This window comes from Cloacibacterium rupense (assembly GCF_014645495.1).
GTDB lineage: Bacteria > Bacteroidota > Bacteroidia > Flavobacteriales > Weeksellaceae > Cloacibacterium > Cloacibacterium rupense.
Genome location: NZ_BMLV01000001.1, coordinates 429991 through 455066, shown reverse-complemented (window position 1 = coordinate 455066; position 25076 = coordinate 429991). Strand labels below are relative to the sequence as shown.

The following is a 25076-nucleotide window of genomic DNA, read 5'->3' as shown; positions in this document are numbered from 1 at the left end:
TTTTAATTTTATTCAAAAATATAAATTGTAATTTTAAAAAAAAATCTAATTCAATAAGAATTAGATTTTTAAGATAAATATCATTATTAATTTCTATCATACAATTTTTCGTAGAGATTAAAGAACGCTTCTTTTACAACCTTCCTTTTTAATTTCATAGTAGGAGTAAGCAAACCTTCTTCTATAGTCCAGACTCTAGGGGTAAGTTCTATTTTTTTAATTTGTTCCCATTTTCCTAGTGTATTATTTAGATAAGCTATATCTTTTTCTATTCTAGCTTTTAGTTCTGGCGAATTGGCTATTTCTTCTGGTGTAGTACCTATTTTTATGTGTTTTCTATGTGCCCATAATTGTGCAAAAGCAAAATCTGGCTGTATTAAAGCACATGGCATTTTTTCGCCATCTCCAACTACCATAATTTGTTCTATAAATTTAGAAGCTTTAGCAAGGTTTTCAATAACTTGTGGTGCTACATATTTTCCTCCAGAAGTTTTAAACATTTCTTTTTTACGGTCAGTAATGTGTAAAAATCCTTCACTGTCTATATGTCCTATATCTCCAGTCTTGAAATATCCATCTTCTGTAAATGCTTCTCTGGTTTTCTCATCGTCTTTATAGTAACCTTGGGTAATAGAAGGTCCTTTTACAGTTATTTCTCCATCTTCTTGAATTTTTACATCTAAATTGCTCAGAACATGTCCTACGGTTCCTATTTTCATTTCTTTGAAACTATTTACAGAGATAACGGGGGAGGTTTCTGTAAGCCCATAACCTTCTAATATAGGAATTCCTGCACCTTGAAAGATTCTATTTAACCTTTGAGATAGTGCTGCAGAACCAGAAACTAGTGCAGATATATTACCTCCTAAACCTTCTCTCCATTTTTTGAAAACAATTTTATCTGCTATAATATGTTTTAGTGATTTAGGCTTTTTAGGATCATAATTTTCAACCAAAGAAAGTGCCCAGAAGAAAATTTTAGATTTTAAACCACCTGCTTCTGCTCCTTTATCTACAATTTTATCATATACTTTTTCAATTAAACGAGGTACCACTGTCATAATCTGTGGTTTCACCTCTTTTACGTTTTCTCCAACTTTTTCTATACTTTCAGCAAAATAAATAGAGAAACCATTGCTTACATAGAGATAATAAAGCATTCTTTCAAAAATATGACAAATAGGTAAAAAACTTAAACTTTTTAGTTCATCTAGCCCTTTAGTAACATCTGTGATAATTGGTGCACAAGCATTAACATTAGAAACAATGTTTTTGTGGGTTAGCATTACTCCTTTTGGTCTTCCAGTAGTTCCAGATGTATATATTAGAGTGGCTAAATCTTCAGGATTTATTGTTTTAGCAATATCTTCCACTTCTTGTTGATTGTCATCATCTTCGCCTAAGTCTAAAATCTCTTGCCAATTAGGAGCGCCAGAAATTTCATCAAAAGTAAAAATTCCTTTTAGCGTTTCCACATTTGGTTTTACTTGTACCAATTTATCATATAAATCATTGTCTGATACAAAGCAATATTTGATTTCTGCATTATTAAAAATATAAATGTAGTCATCTACCGAAATGGTAGGGTATACAGGAACGTTAATAGCACCAATCTGAGAAATTCCCAAATCCATAATATACCACTCTGTACGGTTATTGGTAGAGATAAGTGCAATTTTGTCACCAGGGTTAATTCCTAATCTTAATAATCCCCTAGAGATCTTGTTACCTTTATTTAAAAACTCTTTTGTAGAAGTTTTGTTCCAAATTCCATTTTGTTTAGTAACCAATAAATCATCCTTTGGATGCTTATTTGCAGCTAGATGCGCAAAATCAAACAGTCTTGTTGCAGTCATATTTTTATAATTTCAACTTTTTGTAAAAATAGCATTTTTTTAGAATTAACAAATAGTTTACAAACAATTTTAGAGAAATACCTAAAAAATGTATATTTACGGGCAAAATAATTTTAAAGTAAAATGGATTTTAATTTAACAGAAGAACAATTGATGATTCAGCAAGCAGCAAGAGATTTTGCGCAAACTGAACTTTTACCTGGAGTTATAGAAAGAGATAACGAACAGAAATTCCCGTATGAACAAGTTAAAAAAATGGGTGAACTAGGTTTCTTGGGAATGATGGTCGATCCTAAATATGGTGGTGCAGGTATGGATAGTGTTTCTTATGTATTGGCAATGGAAGAAATTGCTAAAGTAGATGCTTCGGCCGCAGTAGTAATGTCGGTAAATAATTCTCTAGTTTGTGCAGGATTAGAAAAATATGCTTCTGAAGAACAAAAACAAAAATATTTAGTCCCATTAGCAAAAGGAGAGGTTATAGGTGCTTTTTGCCTTTCTGAGCCAGAAGCTGGTTCTGATGCTACTTCGCAAAAAACTACGGCAATTGATATGGGTGACCATTATCTTCTAAATGGTACCAAAAACTGGATTACCAACGGTGGAAATGCACAATATTACATTGTAATAGCTCAAACTGATGTGGAGAAAAAACACAAAGGAATCAACGCTTTTATCGTAGAAAAAGGTTGGGATGGTTTTGTAGTTGGAAAAAAAGAAGATAAATTAGGAATTAGAGGTTCTGATACGCACTCTCTTATGTTCACAGACGTTAAAGTTCCTAAAGAAAATAGAATAGGAGAAGACGGTTTCGGGTTTAATTTTGCAATGGCTGTTTTGAACGGCGGTAGAATTGGTATTGCTTCTCAAGCGCTAGGAATTGCTTCTGGTGCTTATGAATTGTCACTTAAATATGCTAAAGAAAGAAAAGCGTTCCGTACAGAGATTATTAATCATCAAGCAATTGCATTTAAATTGGCAGATATGCACGTGAATATAACTGCAGCAAGAATGCTATGCTATAAAGCAGCAGCTGAAAAAGATGCTGGTTTAGATATTTCAGAATCAGGAGCAATGGCAAAATTATACGCATCTCAAGTAGCAATGGATACTACCATAGAAGCTGTACAAATACACGGTGGTTATGGTTATGTAAAAGAATACCACGTAGAACGTATGATGAGAGATGCTAAAATAACGCAGATTTATGAGGGTACTTCAGAAATTCAAAAAATTGTAATTTCTAGAAGTATTGCTAAAAAATAATTCTATTTTTAATTTATGAATTTATAAATAGAATTCCAAAATTTAATCAAATGAACTTTAAAAGCTCAGGTTTTTCTGAGCTTTTTCATTTTAAGACATCTTAAATCAAAAATCTTAAATCTTAAATCGAGAACTTTTGTCACAATTTTTACTTTGGATAGATTTTTGTCTTTACTTTTGAAATTCAAATCTAAATATTATGAAAAAAGCACTGATAGTTGTAGATGTACAAAATGATTTTTGTGAAGGAGGAGCATTGGCTGTTCCTAATGCTAATGAAATTATTCCTTACATCAATCTTTTGATGGAAGACTCTACATATGACGAAATTATCCTTACCCAAGATTGGCATCCTGCAAATCATAAAAGTTTTGCTAGTAACAATGGCAAAAAAGTAGGAGAAAGTATAGAAATTAACGGTTATTCTCAATTTATGTGGCCAGACCATTGTGTACAAGGAAGCTACGGAGCAGAATTTCATAAAGATTTGTACCTAGAAAAAGTAACACACATTGTTCAAAAAGGTCAAAATCCTGAGGTGGATAGTTATAGCGGATTTCAAGATAACAACCAATTGGTGAAAACAGATTTAGAAGATTATCTAAAATTTAAAGACATTGAAATTGTAGAAATTGTAGGTTTAGCCTTAGATTATTGCGTTAAATTCACTTGTTTAGACTCAGCTAAAGCCGGTTTTATCACCTGTCTTCATTACAAAGGTACCAAAGCCGTTAATGTAAAACCTGGAAACTACAAAGATGCTATTATAGAGCTTTTAGAAAATAATGTGACGATTTTGTCATAGAAAATATAAACACCACAATCATTTTTATACTTCCTGCCCAATTTTTTGGGTAGGAATTTTTTATATTTATGAAAAATTTAAATAATGAAGAAATTTTCTGTGTTTTTGACTTTTATTTCGATAGGATTATCTGCCCAAATACCAACTCTTACAGACGAAATAGCTGTCAGTTTATCCGAAAAACCCTTGCACTGCATCAATCAAGAATATCCTAATAAAACGGCACACGTTATCAATAATGAGATTGATGTAAAACTCACGCCTAAAGAATTGCACCCAAGTTTTTATGGTTGTTTTGATTGGCATTCTTCGGTACACGGACATTGGATGCTCATTAAATTATTGAAAAACAAACCTTTCCTTAAAAATAAAGAAGAAATTATTAATATTTTAGAAGGCTCTTTTCAACCCGAAAAAATAAAAACAGAAGCAGAATATTTCAGCAAATATCAAGTTGCCAAAGGTTTTGAGAGAACTTATGGTTGGGCTTGGTTGTTGCAATTAGATGCAGAATTGGCAACTTGGGACCATCCAAAAGCGAAAATTTGGCACAAAAATTTAAAACCTTTAACGGATGAAATTCTTACTCTTTGGAAGGAATATTTACCAAAACAAACCTATCCTAATAGAACTGGCGTTCATCCAAATACAGCATTTGCATTAAGTTTTGCTATAGATTGGGCGAGAGCAACTGGCGAAAAAGATTTTGAAAATCAATTGATAGAAAAAGCAAAATATTTCTACCTAAAAGACGAAAAAACGCCAGCTTATTTAGAACCAGATGGTAGTGATTTCTTTTCGCCAAGTTTAGAAATTGCAGATTTAATGACTAGAATTTTGCATCAAAAAGAATATGTAAAATGGTTTAATATATTTTATGAAAAAAGAAGCTTAGAAAATATTTCTCAACTACCAATTATTTCAGATATTAATGATTATCAAACGGTTCACTTGGTTGGTTTAAGTTTTACTAGAAGTTGGTGTATGAAAAATATTGCTAAGATTTTACCAAAAAATCATCGATATAAAAAACATTTAGAAGAAACTTCTGCCAAATTTTTAGAAAATGCTTTGCCTTTGGTTTTCAAAGGCAATTATGGTGGCGATCATTGGTTAGCTAGTTTTGCGGTGTATGCTTTGAGTAAGTAATATGACTTTTATGAAAATAAATTGAAATTTATTTGAAATTTTCTAAATTTATGAAATGTATTTTTTAATCAAAACCAACAATGAATATAAGAATTTTATCATTAATAATTATTTTATTTTCCGGATTATTAACAGCGCAAATTTTAGATGAATTTCCAAAAAAAACAAGAGTTTTATAAAGGAGGAGTTACTGAATTGTATAAAGATATTCATCAAATAAGTCTTGATAAAAAACTTTCGACTTGTAAAACAAAGGAAATTTATCATGCAAAATTATTATTAACTAAGGATTCTAAAATAAAATTTATAACAGATTTTGATTCGGTTAATATAAACAAAAATAAATGTGCTTATGATTTTACTTTAGAAATTTTAAAAGAACTTAAAAATTCTGATAAATGGATTTCAGCCAAAGTAGGTGAAAAGCATTTTGATTCTATAATAAGATTGTTTTTTGTTCCTAATCATTTGCTAGAAAATTATACAGAAAACTACAATCCATATAAATTTTATATTCCAGTTACATATATAGGTGGAGTTGGCAAGATGAATAAAGATATTCACGATCAATTTATGGCAATATTTAGTGATTATCACGTAAACGGTAAACTCTTTCTAGATTTTGTAGTTGATGAGAAAGGTGAAATTGTGAATCCTATTATAACTCCAAAAGTTGACAATGAATCTTTTAATCAAGATATTTTTCGTGCTCTCAATAGAACAAAAGGTCAGTGGATTTCTGCTAAATTAGATGGTATTTCAATAAAATCTAGAATGACTATCCCATTAAACTTCTCTGTAAATTTTTATGATTTCGAAGACCCTAAAAATTAAATATGTAAATTTATTAAATTAAAATCCTCCAGAAAATTCTGAAGGATTTTATTATTTAATTCTTTAATTTTTAATTATTCTTTCGGCATATATTTAGAAATATCGTCATCATCTTTTGGCACATCTGCAGTTGTTTGTTCTGCATTTTGTGGTGTTTCTTGCGCTGTAGATTTTGCGGCTTCTGCTGCTTTTATTTTTTCTCTTTCTATTGCCAATTGTCTTTGGAATTCCTCTTCGCGTTTTTTCTTATTTCTTTTCGCTACAAAATACCAAATAATTCCACCGATTAAAAAGATTGGCCAAAACGGGATTAAAGCTAGAAACAAACTTCCTAAAACACTGAACCCTTTCATGAAAGCATTTTCAGATTGATCACCAAAAGTTTCATCTTTCTTTTCGTCTCCGTTGATGATGTTTAAGTCTTCTGATGGAGTAGAAGTAACACTAGAAATGGAATGATCTACCAACGTAATTTCTACATCACACATCTGATTGGCATCATAATCTTGACCTGTAGATTGCGTAGTTTTGGTTTGTACAGCTCCTAAATTTGCCAGATTATTTACCAAATTATTGAAATTATACAAAGGAACTTTCGCAGTAATATATTCTTTTGCAATGCCTTCGTTTTCAGAATAATTTTCTGTTACTAAATCTCCATTGGTATTTCTAAGTTCTTGTTGAAGCATTGCTTTAGCTGATGCAATATCTTCTACTGAAATATTGAGTCTTGCGGTTTTTACAATCGGGATAATTTCTGTTTTTTGAGTAGAAATTTTAACATCATTTGGAGAAACTTTCGGAGCAGAAGGCTGTGGATTTTCTTTTACTTTATTCAGAATTTTATTGGCAGATTCTATAATGTCTTTTACTTTTACATTTTCTGTTTTAGAATCTTTAATCACAGCAGACACAGAATCTATAGTTTTTCTTATCTCCTCATTTTGTTGAGTTTTTGCTTTAATTTTATCAAATTGTCGCTGTACAGAATCTATACTAATGTTTCCTTTTTTTACGGCATCTTCTATTATTTCTTTGTGCTTTTCAATTTCTGGAATAATCACTTTGCCTACTGTACTAGAAGAATCATTTATTACTTTCGAGATAGAATCTAATGTATTATAGCTTTGCTTGGCTTCATTGAATAAGCTATCGGCATTTTTTATAGAATCGGAAGCTTGTTGCAAATCTGTTTTATTACAAGCTACCAATACGATAGAAGCGGTAAAAATGCTAAAAATTAATTTCTTCATAATTTTAGTTTTGTTAATGCCAAATTTAATACAAAAAATGTTCCTTAAATATAGGTAAAATATCGTATCTGTAATTAAGTTGTTTTTAATCAGTCAATTGTAAAATATTTTACGAAATTTTTACAAAAAAAATCCTCAGATTGGACTGAGGATTTATAATTTCATTGATTGTTAATTAATTGCTTTCTTGCACTGTAGCTTTACCATTATATTCACCATTTACTGTTTTTCCTGCTGCAGTTTTAAATGAAAAGCTAACCGTAAAATTGTCAGTCGAGTTTCTTTTAATCGTACAAGTTCCTTGCGTTAAATCATTATAATTTTGCATAGAAGAACCATTAATCTCAGCATAACTAGTTAACCAATCATCTAATCTTCTAGAAGTACTAGTGATGGTATAGGTCCCATCAATGCTTTGGTTGTAAGGAAAATAAAAAGCTAATGAAACTGTTTTGGAAGATGTTCCAGAAGCATTAACTAAAGAAATAGAATAAAAATTTTCTTCTGAAGCATCAGATGCTTTGAATCCCATTACAGCAGCATTAGAAACAGTTAATTTACTGCCATTATCTACTTGGATGTAATTGGAATCAGAAGATACACCATCTTCATCTCTACCACAAGATACAAACACTAGGGAAAGTGCTAGCAATAGCACAAAACTGGAAATTAGTTTTTTCATAAATATTGATTTTGATTAATTGTACAAAAATAATTATTTTTCTTTAGATTAAAAATGATTTTTAACAGATTTTAATGATTTACTTCTTCTTTTGTTTTCTTCTTTTTAAAGTAGAAATAACCAAAAGCAATCAATAAAATTAAAGGCCAAAATGGTAAAAAGAATAATAATATATTTCCTATAACTTCCCAGCCTGTTTTTACTGCATTTATGGCTTTTTCTCCGAAAGTTTTAGGTTCGTTTTCACTTTTTGTGAAAGTTGTATTTTTGCTATATAGCGTAATTTCTACATCACAGAGCTGGTTTGGTTGATAATCATCACCTTTTATTTCTAGTGTTTTATCATTCAAAGTTCCTAGATTATTCATTAAATCTTCTATCAAATAATCATATTCTTTCAGAGGAATTTTTGCAATGATATAATTGGTGTTATTTTCATTATTTGAGGTTAAATTTTCAGATTTTATTTTGCCGTCATACTTTTTTACCAAATATCGAACTTCTGAAATAGCTGCTTCATTATCATCAACAGAAAAAGTCAAATTACCATATTTTTTTATAGGATTTAGAGTAGAAGGTTTTATAGAAGGTTTTTCTTTGTAAATAATTTTTGTTTCTTTAATAATTTGTGGTTTTGGAGGTGTATTCACAACTTTTTTCTCTTCAACTTCTGGAGGTGTTTCGTCTATAACTTCTGGTATTATTTGAGAAGTTTTAGCCAAAGAATCTATCGATTTATTGGTTTCATTTATCACTTTTTCGTGAATTTTTTGGGCCACTTCTTGGCCTATTTTTACATTCTCATTTACAGATATAGAAGCGGAATCTGTGTTAGTGATTTTTTCTTCGGCTATTTCAGAAGCATTATTTGTTTCTGATGAGTTTTGATTTGCCATTTCAGATTTGTTGCACGCCACTATAGAAAGTGTGATGGCAGCTAGAGCAATTGTTTTTTTCATAACTATTATTTTTTTGATATGATAAAATTATCTAGCAGTTTTCTGAAATTTTTGTAAAAGTAAAGTTTTCTTTTTGTAATATTTATTATTCTGAAATTCAAGTGTTTATAATTGTTTTACAAAGCGAAATACAAAATTCTATTTAAATTTATGTGAGACAAGTAAAATTTGTAAACAAAAAATCTCCAAGTTGCCTCAGAGATTTCTTAACATTAGTGTTTTATCTAGTATCAATTATTTAGCATTATTCCATTCACTTATAAAATGCAGTTTTACATTCGGAAACTTTTCTTGTGTCATATGGATGGTAAAAGCAGAATCTGCCAAGAAAACCATTTGTCCATGGTTGTCTCTAGCCATAAAACGCTGTTTCAATCTTGCAAATTCTTTGAATTCTTCAGATTTTTCGTCAGCTTCTATCCAACAAGCTTTGTGAATTCCAATTGGCTCATAAGTACATTTAGCACCATATTCGTGTTCTAATCTATATTGTATCACTTCGTATTGAAGTGCGCCAACAGTTCCAATAATTTTTCTTCCATTCATTTCTAGTGTAAACAATTGTGCAACACCTTCGTCCATCAACTGGTCTATTCCTTTTGCTAATTGCTTTGCTTTCAAAGGATCATCATTATTGATATAACGGAAATGTTCTGGCGAAAAACTAGGAATTCCTTTAAATTGTATTTTTTCTCCTGCGGTTAAAGTGTCGCCAATTCTGAAACTTCCCGTATCATGAAGCCCCACAATATCACCTGGGAAACTTTCGTCAACAACCTCCTTTTTATCAGCAAAGAAAGCGTTGGGCGAAGAAAACTTCATTTTTTTACCTTCTCTCACCAAGAGATAATTTTCGTTTCTTTTGAAAGTTCCTGAAACAATTTTCACAAAAGCCAATCTATCACGATGCTTTGGGTCCATATTGGCGTGAATTTTAAACACAAATCCTGTGAAATTATTCTCTTCAGGCTTTACTAATCTTGTGTCAGATTCTTTCGGTTGAGGCATTGGTGCTATTTCTACAAAAGCATCTAGCAACTCTCTTACTCCAAAATTATTAAGAGCAGAACCAAAAAATACAGGTTGTTGCTCGCCAGAAAGGTATTGTTCTCTATCAAATTGAGGATAAACAGATTCTATCAATTCCATTTCATCTCTAAGATTGGCAGCAGCTTTTTCACCAATAATTTCATCTACAGAACTGTCATTAATGTCATTAATCACAATGCTTTCGCCCACTTTTTGTTTTTTTTCTTCGAGGAAAAGTTGAATGTTTTTCTCCCAAATATTATAAATTCCTTGGAAATCACTTCCCATACCAATCGGAAGCGAAAGCGGAACAACTTTTAAGCCTAATTTTTGCTCAACTTCATCTAACAAATCAAACGCATCTTTCCCTTCTCTATCGAGTTTGTTGATAAAAACCAACATAGGAATTTTGCGCATTCTACAAACTTCTACCAATTTTTCGGTTTGTTCTTCCACACCTTTTGCAACGTCTATTACTACAATTACAGAATCTACTGCCGTTAAAGTTCTGTAAGTATCTTCCGCGAAATCTTTGTGACCAGGTGTGTCTAATATATTGATTTTCTTACCTTTATATTCAAAAGCCAAAACCGAAGTTGCTACAGAAATTCCTCTCTGTCTTTCAATTTCCATAAAATCGGAAGTGGCTCCTTTTTTAATTTTGTTGGATTTTACAGCACCTGCTTCCTGAATTGCCCCTCCGAAAAGTAGCAATTTCTCCGTCAATGTAGTTTTACCAGCATCGGGATGCGAGATAATCCCAAAAGTTTTTCTTTTTGATATTTCTTGTAAAATATTGCTCATAAATAATTTTCAATTTGCAAAAATCGTGATTTTTTACGACAAATGAAAATTTAAAAAGCCTCATTTTTTGAAGCAATGGTAACAAGCAATCTTCAAAAAAACTTATGCTATATAAGCTCTATTTTTCAACTTAAAATTTTATCTTTGATTAAAATTTTTTAAGATTTTGAAATGCATTTAATCATTTATTTTATGTTTTAAAAAATAAATTAGTGTAAAAAAAACATCAAATCAATTCAAAAGGCAAAAATTTATACTTATCATGATTTTAGATAATTCAAAATATAGAAACTACATTTTAGATGGTTTCGGAGTTATAGTAATGGTTATCGCTATGCTACTGTCATCAGCATTATTAGGCTTGGCTTTAATACTCATGAAAGATTACTATCAGAAAGATTTTTCAAATTCTGGTGCTTTTAATGTAATCGGATATTTATTGACCTTTTTACCTGTAATTTGGGCTTTTGACTATTTTGTCATGCGAAGAAAGGGCAAAGTTCTTAATTTCAACATGCAAACCAGACCAGTTCATGTTTATACATTAATTTTCCCAATGATGTTTGGCATGATGCTCATCGCAGAATATACCACTTCATTAGTTCCTATTTCTGGTCCATTTTTTGGTGAATTTTATCATTTTTTTTCAGAACAAATGAGCAATATCTCCGAGGAACCTTTCTTGATGTTTCTTTTGGTCAGTTTTTTTGCTCCAATCATAGAAGAAATTCTTTTCCGAGGAATTATCCAAAAAGGAATGATTAACAATGGCGTAAAACCCAAAACAGCTATTCTAATTTCTGCATTTGTTTTTGGTTTCATTCATTTCAATCCATGGCAATTTGTGGGTGCTTTTCTTTTGGGCATTGTTTTAGGAGTCGTTTATTTCAAAACAAAATCTCTTTTAATGTCAATATTATTGCATAGTTTCAACAACACCATTGCTGCAATTATGATGAAATATTACGACACCGAAAGTTTTTCAGATTTATTACATATACCAGAGTATGCGGTTTTATTGATCGGAATTGTTATTTTTGCTGTTTTTTATTACCTATTTATGTACAAAAATAGGGTATATTATAGAGAGTAATTTTTAAAATTTATTTATTTGGGCAGCTATTTCCGCTCCACTTCGTGGGAAATCTTCGACAAAAGTGTTACTTTTATCTCGTTTGTGTTCCCGCTTTTTTTGGTAACTTCGGCAAGCTCAGTTACCAAAAAAGAGTTCCACTCAGGTCGGGCTGCAAAAAAGAACAGATTTTAATTATTAAGACCTTATAAAATTGCAATTTTCAATCAATTATCATATGTCAACCATCAATTATATAAAATGGAAATCCTAATCGCTACCCACAACCTTCACAAAAAAGAAGAAATAGCACAAATTCTTGGCACAAAATATAAAATCACTTCTCTTACAGATTACAACATTCATGATGAAATCGTAGAAGACGGAGATTCCTTCCACGCCAATGCATTGATAAAAGCCAAATTCTGCTTTGAGAAAACAGGCAAACCTAGTCTTGGTGACGATTCTGGTTTGGTAGTTCCCGCACTAGACGGCAGACCGGGTATTTTTTCTGCACGTTACGCAGGAAACCACGATTTTGATAAAAACATTGCTAAAGTTTTGGAAGAAATGCAAGACAATGACAATAGAGAAGCTTATTTTATTACGGTTTTATGCCTTTACAACGAAAATGGAGCAGAATATTTCGAAGGTAGAGTCTATGGAAATTTAAGCCGAGAAAAAAGCGGAAAAAAAGGCTTCGGTTACGACCCAATTTTCATCCCAAAAGGTTATGAAATTTCTTTTGCAGACATGCCCTCAGAAGAAAAAAATGCTATTAGTCACAGAAAAAATGCTTTAGATAAATTTTTAGAATTTTTAGAAAAATAAATTAGCCACAAATGCACGAATTTATTTTCTAAAACATTTTTTAATATTCGTGAATTCGTGGCAAAAATCATAAATTTGCAAAACATCAATCATCATAAATTTTGAGCACTTATTTAACCATTCTCGGCTTTAATTCTGCAATTCCTACAGTGAAATCTGCGCCTACAGCACAATTTCTAGAAATGGAAGAACGTTGCTTCCTCATAGATTGCGGAGAGGGTACTCAGGTTCAGCTTAGAAAAGCTAAAGCTAAATTCTCAAAAATTAATCATATTTTCATTTCGCATCTTCATGGCGATCACGTTTTTGGTTTACCAGGTTTAATTTCTAGTTTCAGACTTTTAGGCAGAGAAACTCCGCTTAATGTTTATGGACCAAAAGGAATTAAAGCAATGATGGAAGCTATTTTTAAATACACCGAAACGTACCAAGGTTTTGAGGTAATCTTCCACGAACTTTCTTCTAAAAATTCCGAGAAAATTTTCGAGGATAATAGAGTAGAAGTGTACACCATTCCATTAGATCATAGAATCTATTGCAACGGTTATCTTTTCAAGGAAAAACCAAAAGAAAGACACTTGAATATGAAGGAAATTTCTAAATATCCTGAAATAGAAATTTGTGATTATCACAATCTAAAACGCGGCAAAGATTTTATTCTAAAAGATGGTTATGTGCTTAAAAACGAAGTGCTAACTACCGCAGCAGAACCGCCGGTTTCTTACGCTTTTTGCAGTGATACCAGATATTTAGAAAGCATAGTTCCTATCATCAAAAATGTAGATTTATTGTACCACGAAGCTACTTTTTTGCACGATTTAAAAGAAATGGCAGAATATACTGGACATACAACTGCGCTAGAAGCTGCCAAAATCGCCAGAAAAGCCAAAGCCAAAAAACTGATTTTAGGACATTTTTCTAACAGATACGCAGATTATCAAGTTTTCTTGAACGAAGCTTGCGAAATTTTCCCAGAAACCTATCTTCCTCAGCAATTAGAACCTGTTAAGATTTAGGATTTACGATTTTTGATTTACAATTTATAAGTTTATTTATATTGATTAAAATCAAATATCATCCATCAATTATCAATTATAATCAATGAACGAACAAGAAATCTTCGATTTTTTGAACCAAAAAGCAGAACAATACAATCACACAGATTTTATTGAATTAGATCCTATTTCAATTCCACATCTGTTTTCTTTGAAGCAAGACATAGAAATTTCGGCGTTTTTTGCAGCGACTATAGCTTGGGGAAATAGAAAATCTATCATTACTTCGGCTCAAAAAATCATCAATTTTATGGGGAATTCTCCTTTTGATTTTGTGATGAATGCTTCTGAAAAAGATTTCAAAAAACTAGAAAATAAAGCCGTTCACAGAACTTTTTCTGGTGAAGATTTTAAACAATTTGTTTTTAATTTAAAGAGTGTTTATACAGAATTTGAAAGTTTAGAACAATTGTTTCTTTTAAAGGAAAATGAAGAAAATTATTATCATTCCATCGAAAGATTTAGAAATCGTTTTCTTGGTGAAACGCTTCACCGAAGTCATAAACACGTAAGTTCGCCTTATAAAAATTCGGCTTCAAAAAGGTTGGTTATGTTTTTGCGATGGATGGTTCGTGATGATAAAAAAGATGTAGATTTTGGCATTTGGAAAAACCTTCCTCAGAAATTTTTATCCATTCCATTAGATGTTCATACTGCTAATATTTCTAGAAAATTAGGCATTCTCAACCGTAATCAAAACGATTGGAAAGCAGTAGAAGAACTCGATAAAATTATCAGAAAATACAATCCACAAGATCCTGCAATCTATGATTATGCGCTTTTCGGAATTGGGGTTTCTAAAGAATTAGGGTTTTAGAACACAGAAAACACAGATTATTCAGATATTCACAGATAAATAATTGAAAATCTGTAATAATCAGTTTAATCAGTGTTCTAAAAATTTTAAATATTATAGATGACTGATTAAATCCATTTTTTCTTTAAAAATAACCAAGCCCCTAAAACTGATAAAATGATAGAGCCAAAAAGTATTAGATAAATTCCATTTGGGTTTTTTTCTAAATGATTGGTGACATTCATTCCATAGATGCTTGCAATCAAAGTAGGAATCATCAAGATGATGGAAATAGAAGTAAGACGCTTCATGATGACGTTCAGGTTATTAGAAATTACAGACGCATAGGCATCCATCATTCCACTTAAAATATCACTGAATATGTGTGATGTTTCAATGGCTTGTTTTAACTCAATTTCTACATCTTCTAAGAGTTCTTCTTCTAAAATGTTTTTGATTTTTCTTTGACTTTTGAATCTGTAAAGCAAAATTTCGTTGCTACGAAGCGAAGTACTGAAATAAACCAATGATTTTTCTAAATTAAAAAGCGTTTGTAAGTCTTCATTTTTGATAGAACGTTCCAAATCATTTTCTGCATTTTTAATTTGAATATTGATTTGTTTTAGATATTTTAAAAACCAAACACTTGCACTTAAGTGAAACCTTAAAATAAGATTTAACTTGTCTGTTTCTTCAATGGTTTTTCTAGTAGAGTAGTAGCTTACAAAATCAGCCAATAAATCGGCCTTGTAAAAAGTAATGGTTACAAAGTAATCTTCATTATAAATTATCCCCAAAGGTATGGTGATAAATGGAGATTTTTCATTAGTCGTTTTGTGTGGTATTCTTAGCAACACAAAGGTCCAGTCATCTTCAATCTCTATTCTGGGGCGCTCGTCTATATCTTCTATATCATTGTAGAATGCCACTGGAATTTTGAGGTCATCTAATAAAAACTTTTTGTCTTCTTCAGTAGGTTCTTCTATGGAAATCCAGGTTCTAGCTGAAAGTTCATCTCTTTTTGTAATTTTTTTGTCTATATGATAAATATTTTTCATTTCTAGATTTTTAATTTAAAGATTAAACTTTATCAGGATTAGTAAAATGGATTGTTCTAACAAAAAGTTTACAAATTTACGAAAATTACAGTTCAAAATCTATTATGAATTTTTATTAATAACTTTTAAAAGAATTTTTAATTGTAAATTTGCAAAAAAGTGTATTTGTAAAATCAGAACGATTAGCTTATAACATATAAAAAACATAATTAGATAAAGATGAAATCGAAGGAGTCTAAAATACAGAAAATCCCAACAAACATAGACAAGTTATCAGAAATAGCAATGTCTTGGATTGGTTCTGTACAATCTCTTGTTGCACATACCATTTTTTTTATTGTTTCATTTGGTTTGTCAATTTTTGATTTTGTAGAATTTGATAAAATGCTATTGGTTTTAACTACCGTAGTTTCTTTAGAAGCCATTTATTTGGCCATTTTCATTCAAATGTCAGTCAATAAAAGTCATGAACATATTGAAGATTTGAAAGAAGATGTAACTGAAATTCAGGAAGATATAGAATATATTCAAGAAGATATCGAGGAAATTAGTGAAGATATCGATGAAATTCAAGAAGATATTGACGAAATTCAAGAAGATATCGATGAAATTGCAGATGATGACGACGATGACGATGATGAACACAAGGAAAAAGCCAAAAAGGTAATTCTGAAAAGCAATGTTTCAAACAATACCAATGAAATAAAATCATTGAAAAATAAAATCAATGATTTGCAGGCGCAATTACAAGAGTTATTAAATGACGATGAGGAAGATTAATTCGCTGCTTTCCATTCGATTGTAAAATTGATGAAATCTTCTACGCTTAGTTCTTCAGCACGTTTGTCCATAAAAGCATGATTTTTCAAACTTTCGGGAATGTTAAGTGGTTTCAGAGCATTACTCAATTTTTTTCTTCGTTGATTAAAACCTGTTTTTACAATTTGTTTAAAGAGAATTTCGTTTCCTTTTAAACCTTCTTTTCTGTTTCTTGTCATTTTTATGACCCCCGATTTTACTTTTGGAGGCGGATTAAAAACGTTTTCGTGAACCGTGAAAAGATATTTTACATCATAATAAGCTTGTACCAAAACAGAGAGAATTCCATAATCTTTAGTTCTAGGAATTGCCGCTGTTCTTTCTGCAACTTCTTTTTGAAACATCCCCACCATTTCAGGGATTTGTTGGTAATTATCAATAATCTTAAAAAGAATCTGAGACGAAATATTATAGGGAAAATTACCAATTACCGCTACTTGAGAGTTAAAAAATTCACTTAAATTAATTTTTAGAAAATCACCTGTAAAATGTTTATTTTCAAGTTTTTGATAATGTAATTTCAAATAATCTATAGATTCTGTATCTATTTCTGCTACAAAGGTTTCCGTAGGTTTTTCTAGTAAATATTTGGTAAGCACACCCATCCCTGGTCCTACTTCTAAAACAGAATTATAGTCTTCAAAACTAAGACCTTCTACAATTTTTTTGGCAATATTTTCATCGGTAAGAAAATGCTGACCTAGATGTTTTTTGGCTTTTACGTTCAAAATATTTAAGATTTTTTAACAAAGTTTAGTATAAATACAAGGGCAAATTTCGGAGTTTTTTTTCTATTTTAGCAGAAAATTTTTATTGATGGCAAAATTAGCAGACGATTTAAACAAAAAACGACTTCGTTCTAGTAACATTACAGTATCAATAAGTATCGCATTGGTTTTATTTTTGGTTGGTCTTTTTGGGCTTATCTTGATTAATGCACAGAGATACTCAGATTACATCAAAGAACAATTGGTAGTAGAAGCCTACTTTGATGACTACCTAGATCCTAGAGATTCTGCTAAAGCAGACCAATTGAATAAAGTTACCTATGAAAGAATAAAGCTTTTACCATTCGTGAAAAAAGCAAAATTCATTTCAGCTGATGAAGCTACTACCATTGCAAAAACACAATTAGGAATAGATTCTGAAGCTCTTTTCGAAGGTAATATTTTTCCACCTTCTGTAGAAGTTACTTTAAAACCAGAGTTTGTGGACCCTGCAAAAATAGATGCAGTGGTAAAACAAATAGGCGAAGTAGAAGGGATAAAAGAAGTAAAAAATGACAGTAAATTGACCATAGAAGTTTATAATAATTTGAATAGAATTCTCACTTGGATTCTTGGCTTTTCTGTCTTATTTTTAATTGTTGCCATGGTTCTTATCAATAATTCTATCCGTTTGAAAATTTTCTCTAAGAGATTTATTATCAAAACGATGCAGTTGGTAGGGGCAAAACGAAGATTTATCTTAAAACCATTTATAAAAGAAGCTGTAATTCTTGGGATTATAGGTGCTTTTATAGGTTTGGTAGCTTTATTTACAGGTTGGTATTTCTTTACAAGCGAAATAGGTACTCCTTTTGTACAAGACACCAATAAATATGTCTGGTTAGTGTTAATAGTTGTATCCATTGGTATTTTAATTACTGTAATTAGTACTATTTTTGCGACTTGGAGATTCTTAGCCTCTAGTGTAGATGACCTTTATTATTCATAGAAATTATTAAAATGTCTAAAAATCAAAATTCAGTACAGACTGAAAAAAAAGAACAAACTCCATTTTATTTTGGTAAAAAAAATTATCAATTGATGGTCATTGGCCTCGTATTAATTGCTTTAGGATTTATTCTAATGATGGGGCCTGATGCTAATACTGTAAATGGAAAATTAGACCCAAATGCTTGGAATGATGATGTTTTCTCCATCAGAAGAATCAGAATTGCACCACTTTTGGTGATTGCAGGATTTGTGGTAGAAGTTTTCGCCATTCTAAAGAGAAACAAATAAAACAATTTAAAAATTAAAGAATTAAAAGATTTAAATATTTATTTGAATCTTTTAATTTTTTTAGTTAAAACTTAATATCAATCATTGAATTAATTTCTTATCTATTAATTCTTAATTCTTAATTAAATAATGGATTTAATACAAGCAATTATCATTGCAATAGTAGAAGGACTTACAGAATATTTACCCGTTTCATCTACGGCACACATGATTTTTACCAGTTCTATTTTCGGAATTCAAGAAGATGAATTTGTGAAAATGTTCCAGGTTTCTATTCAGTTTGGGGCTATTTTGGCGGTTGTATTTTTGTATTGGAAAAAATTCTTTGATTTTAAAAATTTTAATTTTTATATCAAATTGGCTTTTGCGGTTTTACCAGCTTTAGTTTTAGGAAAATTATTTGATGATAAAATAGACGAAGTTCTAGGAAATCCTATTCCGATTACAGTTGTTTTGGTTTTGGGTGGAGTAGTACTCTTGTTTATTGATAAAATTTTTAAAAATCACACCATACACGACGAGAAAGAAATCACCATCAAAAAAGCGGTAATCATTGGCTTTTGGCAGTGTCTCGCGATGATGCCAGGAACAAGTAGAAGTGCAGCCTCAATTATTGGCGGAATGCAACAAAAATTGACCAGAGAAGCTGCCGCTGAATTTTCTTTCTTTTTGGCAGTTCCTACGATGTTAGCAGTTACTGTTTATTCGATATTTCTTAAGAAATTTAATTATCTAGGTATAGAACAAAAAGGCTACGAAATGCTGATGCAAGGCGATAATCTAAAATTATTTTTACTAGGAAACGTCATTGCATTTATTGTAGCCGTAATTGCAATTAAATTCTTCATTGGCGTGATTAAAAAATATGGTTTCAAACCTTGGGGTTGGTACAGAATTATTGCAGGAATTGCGCTTTTAGTTTATTTTACTTGGTTTAAATAAATGAAAAAAAGAGTTTTTAGGAATAAAATTGTCTATTGGATTTCGATAGTATATTTATTAACAATATTATATGCTATTTTTAGATATTTTACTCATTTTTACTCTTATATTGAGAAAGAACACTTAAGATTTTATATAAACGTTTTAAATTTTATTTTTGCGGTCGTAATATTAATTTTTCTAATAGATAAAAAATCCAAAACAGTTTTATTAATTAATTTATTTATCGGATTTATATTAATTTTAAGCGTTTTTAGAATTGTTAATTCTTTTTTTCAATTAGGATTTTTCAACAAGGGAATAAAAGGAGAATTATTCTTAATATTTTTAAATTTAGTCTATCTTTTTTTAATTAATTATTTTAAAATTGATATAGAAGTAATTAAAAATTCTGAAGAAATAGACCAAATAGGAAATGAAAACTTTGAATCTTAAATAATGACCGCAGAAGATTTCTTAAACGGACAAATCATTCTTCTCGACAAACCTCTGGATTGGACGAGTTTTCAGGCTGTTAATAAACTGAAATATAAACTCAAAAGAGAATTTAATCTTCCCAAAAAATTTAAAATTGGTCATGCTGGAACTTTAGATCCTAGAGCAACTGGTTTACTGATTGTTTGTACTGGTAAATTCACCAAAAAAATACCTGAAATTCAAGATGCACCAAAAGAATATTGGGCAGAAATAAAAATTGGGGTACAAACAGAATCTTACGACACCGAAAAACCAGAAATTTTACATCAAGATTTCTCGCACATCACCGAAAATTTCATCAAAAAAACTCTAGAAAAATTTGTAGGAGAAATAGACCAAAAACCACCTGTTTTTTCTGCCATCAAAATAGATGGAAACCGAGCTTATGACTTGGCAAGAGCAGGTAAAGATGTAGAAATGAAATCTAGAAAAACTACCATTCATTATATCAAAAATATAGAAATTAATTTACCTTCGGTAAGTTTTACAGTTGGCTGTAGCAAAGGAACTTACATCAGAAGTTTGGCTCACGATATCGGGCAGAGTTTGGGTGTTGGTGCTTATCTTACGAATTTAAGAAGAACTAAAATAGGAGAGTATAGTGTAGAAAATGCACATTCTAAAATCTTAGAAAACGACTTTCGGTTTGCAGATAATGATAAAATCTAAAATTTAAAATTTCTTGGAAACACGCATCAATAAATATTTATCAGAGGTTGGCTTTTGTTCTAGAAGAGAAGCAGATAGACTTTTGGAGCAAGGTAGAATTACCATTAATGGCAAAAAACCAGAATTAGGAACCAAAGTTTCTGATGCTGACGAAATTTGTGTTGATGGAAAAAACATCAAAAAAACAGAAGAAAATCACGTTTATATCGCTTTTAACAAACCTGTAGGAATTGTTTGTACTACAGATACCAAACGAGAAAAAAACAATATTGTAGATTACATTAACCATCCAAAAAGAATTTTCCCAATTGGTAGGCTAGACAAACCAAGTGAAGGCTTAATTTTATTGACTTCTGACGGTGATATTGTGAATAAAATTCTTCGTGCTAGAAACAACCACGAAAAAGAATATCTCGTAAGAGTAGATAAGCCCATTTCTCCTAAATTTTTAGAAAAAATGCGAAATGGAGTGCCTATTTTAGATACTGTCACACGAAAATGTGAAGTGGAACAAATAGATACATTACAGTTCAGAATTGTTCTTACACAAGGTCTTAACAGACAAATCCGTAGAATGTGCGAATATCTTGGTTACGAAGTGAAAAAACTAAAACGCATCAGAATTATGAATATAAAACTCGATTTACCAATCGGGAAATGGCGAGATTTAACAGATTCTGAAATGAAAGAATTAGATAAATTATTAGAAAATTCTAGTAAAACTTTTGATTAAGAGCTTTTTTAAGATTTTCAGCGTATTGATTTACTTTATTTAGTTGACTTTTATTTCCAATAATAAATTCGCCTTTTATTTCTTCATTATTTTTTAAAATTATTCTAAAATAATTTTCGTTTCCAGAGTGATATTTTGTCCCTGAATTTCTTAAAATGGCTTTATCTTTATCAAATCTATAATAATAATTAGCTTCAAAATTGGCATATTTTATTTCAGAAAATTGATATTCTTTGTTTGAAATGGTTATTGAGTTTTCATTTAATATAAGTTTTCCTATTATTTTACCATTTAAAGGTTCAAACTCAAGTGATCTATATACCATTAATGAGATAAAATATAAAGCTAAAATAATATAAATATATTGAAGATTAATTTTAGTGAAGTAAATTATGCTTAATGATAATAGTACAATAATTGTGGAATAAGTAGAAAAACTAATATTCTTCCACCAGTGCTTACTTTTTTGATAAATATCTAGTTCAATCATTTTAATTTTGTAATATTTCTTCCATCAAATTCAAAACTTCTTTTTTCATTTTGAAATATCCTGAACTTAGTACTTCTTGATATTTTCCCAATGCTGTGTTTAGTCTCTCTATTTCATTATTATTATAAGTATTATGCTCGAAATATAGATGGTCTGCATCTACATATTCATCTAGAATTTGCTTGTCTTCAATCTGCATATATTTCCCGAAATGTGAGGTTATCAATTCTTTAATTTTACCTTTAAAAATATTTTCTTTAGGAAGCAGAATGTTTCTATTTCTCATAATATCAGAAATTTCCATTCGCTGAGACATAAAATCCAAATAAGGGACAAACGCCTGAAACGCATTAAAATAATCATCAAATTCTTTATCGGCTTTTGTGAAATTTTCTACCAAATCAGAGAACTTCAATTTTTGTTCTGTAGTAGCGTTTTGATATATAAATTTAAAAATTTGGTCATCATTTTTCTTAATTTCATTATCGATAATAAACATTCTATCACTCAAAATTTTCTGAGCTTTTGACGTTTGTTTTTGAGTATATTTTACGCCATCATAATCAAAAGTTTTAAGTTTATACGTTTTTTTCTGAATCATTTCTAAAACTTTTGAGTCGCTGTCAAGTGCATTTTTTTCAAAAATCAAACTTACTTTTTCATCATCGAAAAGTTCATTTTTAGAAATATTTAATTTTTCTGAATGTAAAAGTTCTGATTTTATCTTATCAAAATCTTCACAAACAGGATTTTTAACATCATAATAAGAATTAAAAATTTTCGGGAATGATTTTTCAGCTAAAAGGTTTTTATAATTTTCTTCAAATTCTTGCTCTGTAAGGTAATTTCCAGTGTGAGTAAGCATATTATATTCAAAGAGTTTGTCTGTAAATTTTTCGGCATATTGGTCAAACTGCTTTACAATGTTTTTTGCCAATCTGCTGTCTATATTTTCAGATGGTATGTTTAATTTTTTAATCGCTGTAATTCTCTGTTGAATAGTAGGATGAGACGCCCATTGATCTTCTATTTGTAGCTTAGACTTATTGTATCTATCTAGTTCATTTTCATTGATATAAGGTAAACCATTCTTTACTTCGTGATTGTTTTCTTTGGATAAATAATGAAGCAGAGTAGTCTGATTTTGATAAATATTTTTGGTGTCGGCATTTACATTTTTATCTAAATAAAAATTCAACGAATTTCCTAGAGCAGCATCAGAAAGGTCTAATCTAAGCAGAGAAGCAGATTTTACCTCAGAACCTACCACATAGGTTGCAATAGCATCTGCGTTAAATTCCATTTGTCTGCTTAGTGACATATGTTTTAGATAGAGAAAATCATAAAATTTAGCTAAAATCCATTGAATTCCCATAATAAACCATACCGCAAATTTTGTAAAAATAGCAATAATAGCATGTGCACTGGCAAATTTATCCATATAATCGGTTAAATCTTTATTGTTGTACAGCATATCATAAATCATTTTATTGGCTTGATTTACATAACTTCCCACCTTCATACTTTTTTGAGAAAAATGCCCAAATTCGTGGGCTAAAATAGCCTTCAATTCACTTACTGTTGTAGTGTTAATTAATCCCATTCCTATGGTGAGATTTTTTTTAACAGGAAGAAACATACTCCAAAAAGTAGAATTGTAATTTACAAAAGCGTTTACATCATTAGACAAAAAAACTTTTTTAGGTTGCTCTGTTCCTACTTCGTTTACTACCTCATCTATTAATTTAAACAGTTCAGGCTCAGTATTTCTCTTGATTTCAATGTAAGCACTGGTGTCATTTTTCTGGAAATTAAAGATAAATTTAACCAAGAAAATGAGAATAAAAACGCCCATTCCAATCAATCCTCCACACACCAAAATCACTAAATAATTAAACTTGAGGTTAGAAATAATGGCATAAACCAAATAACCAATTGCTGCAACTAAAACCAGCGAAAGAAATATGAGTAATAGATAAATAAAGAAAAAAAGTATAATAAATAGAATAGAATTGGTAACTTGTTTTTTGTATTCTTTAGAAATTGGAGGAAGATTTTTGGTCATTGGTTTTTAATATTTATTAATCAAATAGTTATAAGCTTTCAGGTATTTATTTAGACGTTTTAGGTCTTTTTCGGTTAGTGCTCTGTTAATTCTTCTCAAATCCATATTGTCTCGCAAATCATTCAGTTTTACAGCAATCGCTAGAGGAGATTTTTCTGTTCTTTTGATAAATTCATCGTAATCTTCATCTGGAGGATTTTTGGTGAGGCACTCAATTGCAAAAATTTGCTCCTCAGAAAAGCCTTGTTTTCTAAGAAAATCATAAGAATATTCTGGGCAGTCTTCTATTAAATCGTGTAGAATTCCTACTATTTTTTCGTCTAGTGTTTTCCCAAAGTGCATCACTCGCATCACATGCATAATGTATGGTGCACCATATTTATCAACTTGTTTGCTATGTGCTTTTTCTGCAATTTTAATCGCTTTGTGTAACAAAATTTCTTTATTCATTTGGGGTAGCTATGGGCATTTTTTCTAGATTTTCCTTAGGCTTTACTGTTAAAATTTTATATACATCAGCATATTTAGGCTTTACAACTGGCATATTCCAAGGAGCTGGAGATATGTTAACTATAAATTTTTTAGCATCAAAAGGCACTGCTTTGATGAATAAATCTATTGTAGGAAATTCTGTTTTAGGCATATCTACCTTTGGGAATTCTAGTTTTTCAGTTTGTGAAAAAACCAATAAAGGCAAAGAAAAAGCGGCTAGGAAAATTAGTTTTTTCATCTTCAATTATTTTTAAAAAATCTCAAAAACAATCAAAAGATGATTTCTAAGACCTCGTGGTTATTGATTTTACAGTGTAAAAATAATAAATTTCTGAAAATAAAAAAAGACTGATGACTAATCTTCCTAACTTTTTCAAGTTCAGATGAAATTGTCATCAGCCTAAATTTGCCTTTACTCAGATTAAGCTTAAGTTTTCAGAAACTATTTCAATTGCATTTTCCGAAATTTTACCTTTAGGTATTCTTCAGAGGATTGCTAAGTTTCACTTAATGCATACATCATAATGAGCGCAGACTTATGTTTTGTCATCATCTTTTAGTCTGCTTTTAATTGCTATTGCAATCTAATTAAAACTAAAATTTGGTTGACATTTTTTTTGTCATCACCTAAGTTTAAAGTTTAATTTCTTAAACTTATAAACTCAAGTGTTTGACAGTTTTTTGTCTGAACTTTCTTATTAATCTCTTAAAAATTTTCATTTTCAAAAAACTAAATTTCAAGTTTTTGACTGTTTTTGTCATTGCTTTCAGTTTTGTTTCTAGGATTTTCATCTTCGAAATTGTCAACTTTCCACGTTTGACGATTTTTTTGTCTCGCTTAAAAAGAATTTAGAATAATTTTCACTATTAAAAAATCTAAGTATTAAGTCTGACATTTTTTTTGTCATCACCTAAGTTTAAAGTTAAATTTCTT

At 30.3% G+C, this 25076-nt stretch carries 26 protein-coding genes; 15 read left to right on the top strand and 11 right to left on the bottom strand.

Annotation, left to right across the window (positions count from 1 at the left end; genetic code table 11):
* Positions 1–86: 86 nt before the first annotated feature.
* On the bottom strand, positions 87–1856 hold the full coding sequence (locus IEW40_RS02080) for an AMP-dependent synthetase/ligase (RefSeq protein ID WP_188616418.1): 1770 nt from the start codon (positions 1854–1856) through the stop codon (positions 87–89).
* A 123-nt stretch (positions 1857–1979) separates the two neighbouring features.
* On the opposite strand from IEW40_RS02080, the gene IEW40_RS02075 reads away from it, so the two are divergent.
* The 4 genes from IEW40_RS02075 (at position 1980) to IEW40_RS02060 (ending at position 5910) form a co-directional block, all read left to right on the top strand.
* Complete coding sequence (locus tag IEW40_RS02075; protein ID WP_188616417.1) at positions 1980–3122, top strand: acyl-CoA dehydrogenase; 1143 nt, start codon at positions 1980–1982, stop codon at positions 3120–3122.
* A 199-nt stretch (positions 3123–3321) separates the two neighbouring features.
* Positions 3322–3927, top strand: coding sequence for a bifunctional nicotinamidase/pyrazinamidase (gene pncA / locus IEW40_RS02070; protein WP_188616416.1), 606 nt, complete (start codon positions 3322–3324; stop codon positions 3925–3927).
* 84 nt (positions 3928–4011) lie between these two features.
* Positions 4012–5076, top strand: a complete 1065-nt coding sequence (locus IEW40_RS02065) for a DUF2891 domain-containing protein (protein WP_188616415.1) — start codon at positions 4012–4014, stop codon at positions 5074–5076.
* Between the two features lie 147 nt (positions 5077–5223).
* Positions 5224–5910: an energy transducer TonB gene (locus IEW40_RS02060; protein WP_188616414.1), complete on the top strand. Its 687-nt coding sequence runs from the start codon at positions 5224–5226 to the stop codon at positions 5908–5910.
* 74 nt (positions 5911–5984) lie between these two features.
* On the opposite strand, the gene IEW40_RS02055 is transcribed toward IEW40_RS02060, so the two are convergent.
* From IEW40_RS02055 to IEW40_RS02040, 4 genes are all read right to left on the bottom strand, one after another.
* Entirely contained in the window at positions 5985–7163 is a 1179-nt protein-coding gene (locus IEW40_RS02055; protein ID WP_188616413.1) for a DUF4349 domain-containing protein, read from the bottom strand.
* A gap of 175 nt (positions 7164–7338) precedes the next feature.
* Positions 7339–7845, bottom strand: coding sequence for a hypothetical protein (locus IEW40_RS02050; RefSeq protein ID WP_188616412.1), 507 nt, complete (start codon positions 7843–7845; stop codon positions 7339–7341).
* A gap of 71 nt (positions 7846–7916) precedes the next feature.
* Positions 7917–8804 (bottom strand): DUF4349 domain-containing protein, encoded by an 888-nt coding sequence (locus tag IEW40_RS02045; RefSeq protein ID WP_188616411.1) that lies wholly within the window; start codon positions 8802–8804, stop codon positions 7917–7919.
* Positions 8805–9038: 234 nt separating this feature from the next.
* On the bottom strand, positions 9039–10637 hold the full coding sequence (locus tag IEW40_RS02040) for a peptide chain release factor 3 (protein WP_188616410.1): 1599 nt from the start codon (positions 10635–10637) through the stop codon (positions 9039–9041).
* Positions 10638–10899: 262 nt separating this feature from the next.
* On the opposite strand from IEW40_RS02040, the gene IEW40_RS02035 reads away from it, so the two are divergent.
* The 4 genes from IEW40_RS02035 (at position 10900) to IEW40_RS02020 (ending at position 14412) form a co-directional block, all read left to right on the top strand.
* A complete protein-coding gene (locus IEW40_RS02035) occupies positions 10900–11730 on the top strand; it encodes a CPBP family intramembrane glutamic endopeptidase (protein ID WP_188616409.1) in 831 nt (276 codons plus the stop codon).
* Positions 11731–11970: 240 nt separating this feature from the next.
* Complete coding sequence (rdgB, locus tag IEW40_RS02030) at positions 11971–12540, top strand: RdgB/HAM1 family non-canonical purine NTP pyrophosphatase (protein ID WP_188616408.1); 570 nt, start codon at positions 11971–11973, stop codon at positions 12538–12540.
* Positions 12541–12641: 101 nt separating this feature from the next.
* A complete protein-coding gene (locus tag IEW40_RS02025; protein ID WP_188616407.1) occupies positions 12642–13556 on the top strand; it encodes a ribonuclease Z in 915 nt (304 codons plus the stop codon).
* A gap of 85 nt (positions 13557–13641) precedes the next feature.
* Positions 13642–14412, top strand: a complete 771-nt coding sequence (locus tag IEW40_RS02020) for a TIGR02757 family protein (protein WP_188616406.1) — start codon at positions 13642–13644, stop codon at positions 14410–14412.
* A 107-nt stretch (positions 14413–14519) separates the two neighbouring features.
* On the opposite strand, the gene IEW40_RS02015 is transcribed toward IEW40_RS02020, so the two are convergent.
* Positions 14520–15449, bottom strand: coding sequence for a magnesium transporter CorA family protein (locus tag IEW40_RS02015; protein ID WP_188616405.1), 930 nt, complete (start codon positions 15447–15449; stop codon positions 14520–14522).
* A 219-nt stretch (positions 15450–15668) separates the two neighbouring features.
* Between IEW40_RS02015 and IEW40_RS02010 the strand changes: the two genes are divergently transcribed.
* Positions 15669–16229: a DUF1003 domain-containing protein gene (locus IEW40_RS02010; RefSeq protein WP_188616404.1), complete on the top strand. Its 561-nt coding sequence runs from the start codon at positions 15669–15671 to the stop codon at positions 16227–16229.
* Here the strand turns inward: IEW40_RS02010 and rsmA are convergent.
* Positions 16226–16996, bottom strand: coding sequence for a 16S rRNA (adenine(1518)-N(6)/adenine(1519)-N(6))-dimethyltransferase RsmA (gene rsmA, locus IEW40_RS02005; RefSeq protein ID WP_188616403.1), 771 nt, complete (start codon positions 16994–16996; stop codon positions 16226–16228). The two genes, IEW40_RS02010 and rsmA, sit on opposite strands and share 4 nt — an antisense overlap.
* An 88-nt stretch (positions 16997–17084) precedes the next feature.
* Here rsmA and IEW40_RS02000 point away from each other — a divergent pair, with 88 nt between their 5' ends.
* From IEW40_RS02000 to rluF, 6 genes are all read left to right on the top strand, one after another.
* A complete protein-coding gene (locus tag IEW40_RS02000) occupies positions 17085–17984 on the top strand; it encodes a cell division protein FtsX (RefSeq protein ID WP_188616402.1) in 900 nt (299 codons plus the stop codon).
* Between the two features lie 11 nt (positions 17985–17995).
* Entirely contained in the window at positions 17996–18274 is a 279-nt protein-coding gene (locus IEW40_RS01995) for a DUF3098 domain-containing protein (RefSeq protein ID WP_188616401.1), read from the top strand.
* A gap of 129 nt (positions 18275–18403) precedes the next feature.
* Positions 18404–19216 carry an undecaprenyl-diphosphate phosphatase gene (locus IEW40_RS01990; protein WP_188616400.1) on the top strand — a complete coding sequence of 271 codons (813 nt, stop codon included), beginning with the start codon at positions 18404–18406 and terminating at the stop codon, positions 19214–19216.
* Positions 19217–19651, top strand: coding sequence for a hypothetical protein (locus tag IEW40_RS01985; protein ID WP_188616399.1), 435 nt, complete (start codon positions 19217–19219; stop codon positions 19649–19651).
* Between the two features lie 3 nt (positions 19652–19654).
* On the top strand, positions 19655–20362 hold the full coding sequence (truB, locus tag IEW40_RS01980; RefSeq protein WP_188616398.1) for a tRNA pseudouridine(55) synthase TruB: 708 nt from the start codon (positions 19655–19657) through the stop codon (positions 20360–20362).
* A 13-nt stretch (positions 20363–20375) separates the two neighbouring features.
* The gene (gene rluF, locus IEW40_RS01975; protein WP_188616397.1) at positions 20376–21095 is read left to right on the top strand and encodes a 23S rRNA pseudouridine(2604) synthase RluF; all 720 of its coding nucleotides are present in this window, start codon (positions 20376–20378) and stop codon (positions 21093–21095) included.
* On the opposite strand, the gene IEW40_RS01970 is transcribed toward rluF, so the two are convergent.
* From IEW40_RS01970 to IEW40_RS01955, 4 genes are read right to left on the bottom strand one after another with little or no spacing between them, the layout of a single operon-like run.
* Positions 21076–21585, bottom strand: a complete 510-nt coding sequence (locus IEW40_RS01970) for a hypothetical protein (RefSeq protein ID WP_188616396.1) — start codon at positions 21583–21585, stop codon at positions 21076–21078. The genes rluF and IEW40_RS01970 overlap by 20 nt on opposite strands.
* A gap of 1 nt (position 21586) precedes the next feature.
* The gene (locus IEW40_RS01965) at positions 21587–23650 is read right to left on the bottom strand and encodes a M48 family metallopeptidase (RefSeq protein ID WP_188616395.1); all 2064 of its coding nucleotides are present in this window, start codon (positions 23648–23650) and stop codon (positions 21587–21589) included.
* Between the two features lie 6 nt (positions 23651–23656).
* Complete coding sequence (locus tag IEW40_RS01960; protein WP_188616394.1) at positions 23657–24100, bottom strand: phosphohydrolase; 444 nt, start codon at positions 24098–24100, stop codon at positions 23657–23659.
* The gene (locus tag IEW40_RS01955; protein ID WP_188616393.1) at positions 24093–24380 is read right to left on the bottom strand and encodes a hypothetical protein; all 288 of its coding nucleotides are present in this window, start codon (positions 24378–24380) and stop codon (positions 24093–24095) included. The genes IEW40_RS01960 and IEW40_RS01955 overlap by 8 nt, the downstream gene beginning before the upstream one ends.
* Positions 24381–25076 lie beyond the last annotated feature (696 nt).

Bases quoted from the DNA above. Each gene is read 5' to 3' on its own strand.
- IEW40_RS02080 (WP_188616418.1), bottom strand. From the start codon at position 1,856: ATGACTGCAACAAGACTGTTTGATTTTGCGCATCTAGCTGCAAATAAG.
- IEW40_RS02075 (WP_188616417.1), top strand. From the start codon at position 1,980: ATGGATTTTAATTTAACAGAAGAACAATTGATGATTCAGCAAGCAGCA.
- pncA (WP_188616416.1), top strand. From the start codon at position 3,322: ATGAAAAAAGCACTGATAGTTGTAGATGTACAAAATGATTTTTGTGAA.
- IEW40_RS02065 (WP_188616415.1), top strand. From the start codon at position 4,012: ATGAAGAAATTTTCTGTGTTTTTGACTTTTATTTCGATAGGATTATCT.
- IEW40_RS02060 (WP_188616414.1), top strand. From the start codon at position 5,224: ATGAATTTCCAAAAAAAACAAGAGTTTTATAAAGGAGGAGTTACTGAA.
- IEW40_RS02055 (WP_188616413.1), bottom strand. From the start codon at position 7,163: ATGAAGAAATTAATTTTTAGCATTTTTACCGCTTCTATCGTATTGGTA.
- IEW40_RS02050 (WP_188616412.1), bottom strand. From the start codon at position 7,845: ATGAAAAAACTAATTTCCAGTTTTGTGCTATTGCTAGCACTTTCCCTA.
- IEW40_RS02045 (WP_188616411.1), bottom strand. From the start codon at position 8,804: ATGAAAAAAACAATTGCTCTAGCTGCCATCACACTTTCTATAGTGGCG.
- IEW40_RS02040 (WP_188616410.1), bottom strand. From the start codon at position 10,637: ATGAGCAATATTTTACAAGAAATATCAAAAAGAAAAACTTTTGGGATT.
- IEW40_RS02035 (WP_188616409.1), top strand. From the start codon at position 10,900: ATGATTTTAGATAATTCAAAATATAGAAACTACATTTTAGATGGTTTC.
- rdgB (WP_188616408.1), top strand. From the start codon at position 11,971: ATGGAAATCCTAATCGCTACCCACAACCTTCACAAAAAAGAAGAAATA.
- IEW40_RS02020 (WP_188616406.1), top strand. From the start codon at position 13,642: ATGAACGAACAAGAAATCTTCGATTTTTTGAACCAAAAAGCAGAACAA.
- IEW40_RS02015 (WP_188616405.1), bottom strand. From the start codon at position 15,449: ATGAAAAATATTTATCATATAGACAAAAAAATTACAAAAAGAGATGAA.
- IEW40_RS02010 (WP_188616404.1), top strand. From the start codon at position 15,669: ATGAAATCGAAGGAGTCTAAAATACAGAAAATCCCAACAAACATAGAC.
- IEW40_RS02000 (WP_188616402.1), top strand. From the start codon at position 17,085: ATGGCAAAATTAGCAGACGATTTAAACAAAAAACGACTTCGTTCTAGT.
- IEW40_RS01995 (WP_188616401.1), top strand. From the start codon at position 17,996: ATGTCTAAAAATCAAAATTCAGTACAGACTGAAAAAAAAGAACAAACT.
- IEW40_RS01990 (WP_188616400.1), top strand. From the start codon at position 18,404: ATGGATTTAATACAAGCAATTATCATTGCAATAGTAGAAGGACTTACA.
- IEW40_RS01985 (WP_188616399.1), top strand. From the start codon at position 19,217: ATGAAAAAAAGAGTTTTTAGGAATAAAATTGTCTATTGGATTTCGATA.
- truB (WP_188616398.1), top strand. From the start codon at position 19,655: ATGACCGCAGAAGATTTCTTAAACGGACAAATCATTCTTCTCGACAAA.
- IEW40_RS01970 (WP_188616396.1), bottom strand. From the start codon at position 21,585: ATGATTGAACTAGATATTTATCAAAAAAGTAAGCACTGGTGGAAGAAT.
- IEW40_RS01965 (WP_188616395.1), bottom strand. From the start codon at position 23,650: ATGACCAAAAATCTTCCTCCAATTTCTAAAGAATACAAAAAACAAGTT.
- IEW40_RS01960 (WP_188616394.1), bottom strand. From the start codon at position 24,100: ATGAATAAAGAAATTTTGTTACACAAAGCGATTAAAATTGCAGAAAAA.
- IEW40_RS01955 (WP_188616393.1), bottom strand. From the start codon at position 24,380: ATGAAAAAACTAATTTTCCTAGCCGCTTTTTCTTTGCCTTTATTGGTT.